The sequence below is a fragment of the Actinomadura rugatobispora genome (genome assembly GCF_042656285.1).
GTDB lineage: Bacteria > Actinomycetota > Actinomycetes > Streptosporangiales > Streptosporangiaceae > Spirillospora > Spirillospora rugatobispora.
Genome location: NZ_JBHSON010000245.1, coordinates 1 through 1,270, shown reverse-complemented (window position 1 = coordinate 1,270; position 1,270 = coordinate 1). Strand labels below are relative to the sequence as shown.

At 53.4% G+C, this 1,270-nt stretch carries 2 protein-coding genes; both read right to left on the bottom strand.

Annotated elements, in window-relative coordinates; genetic code table 11:
- Positions 1 to 999, bottom strand: a 999-nt coding sequence (locus ACFPZN_RS56125) for a RecT family recombinase (RefSeq protein ID WP_378293614.1), incomplete at its 3' end; no start/stop codon positions are given.
- Positions 1,000 to 1,062: 63 nt separating this feature from the next.
- On the bottom strand, positions 1,063 to 1,270 hold a 208-nt coding region (locus tag ACFPZN_RS56120; RefSeq protein WP_378293612.1), incomplete at its 5' end, for a hypothetical protein.

Sequence of the window (1,270 nt, the reverse complement as noted above, 5' to 3'; positions counted from 1 at the left end):
GGTGATGCGGTACTTATCGTGCAATTCATCACCCAAGTGCCGTTTAGCCGCCAAGAGCATCTTTTCAACTTCCTCGAAGCGTTCTCCCGCACCTTCCACTCCCGGTTTTGGAAGTGCTTTGATAGCTGTATCAACTTTGTTTTTCGCATTCACAAAGTGGTACCGGCGCGTAGCTTTGTTTTTCAGTTCGGTGTGCAATGCTGCACCCAGTACGGATTTAGAAGCATTGATGTCGTTTCCGACGGTAGTGGCATCGTCCAGAGTTTCAGCAGAATCAATCCGTTTACGGTATTCATCAGCCAAAGTGTCGATATTTACTGAGGACTGCTGCGCGTTCTGTGTGGTAGATAAGTTGTCATCAGTAATTTCAGTCAAACTTATGTGCTGCACAGGGGCAGGGTTTACCTCCCGTTCTTCACGCCGATCATCCAGCTCGTCCGGGGTATAAACGCCCAGAATCACATCCGGGCAGAACAGGCGGGCCCAGCGCTTCACTGCGAGATATGCAAGCTGCTGGCGCGGGTCGTCAGCCCAGAGCGTTGAGTTACGGGTGCGAGCCTGAGCCAGCAGTAAATCGAGTTCTCTCGGCTGATCTTCACCCTTCAGGGTTGCGCGGATAATAATGCCGATCCCGGCTTCGTCAGCCAGGGTCCAGCCAGGGACCCGGTACTCGCCTTTTTCGCCTTTACGAATATGGAATTTTCCAACAACTTTTTCCCATGGCCCGTACCACTCATATTCAAAGCGGCTGGCAAGCACGCCGCTACGCGAAATGACGGCATTGACCAACTGCGCTTCGTACCCGAGCACACCATTAATCAGGTGCGTCTTCTGTGCTACAGCAAAGGGATTCATCTGCCATTGTGCTGCCTGCATCGCTACGGCCATGCAATCGGCCTGATTGCCCTGCAGGTGCTTAGGAACGGTAGCGGTGCCCTGGGCCATAATCTGCGCGAACGTGCTGATGGCGTTAAGATACTGGGAATCGAACAAAGCCACGTTGGAGTTAATAACGGTGTTCTGGTCAGCAACGGTAACGTTTGTGTTATGCATAAATCCCCCTTAAGCCTGAGCGCGCAGCGCTTCGAGGCGGCGCAGGTCGAAGTCGTTCAGTTCATCGGTGTAATCGGTAGTGATCGGCGCTGGCCATTCGCCCGTGTCGAATCCGGTTGCGATGGCGCGCATTGTTTTGCGGTACTCGAGCATGCCCAGTTCCAGCAGTTCGGTTGACGCCTCGATGATGGCGATCCAGTGGTAATTCTCGTCTTTG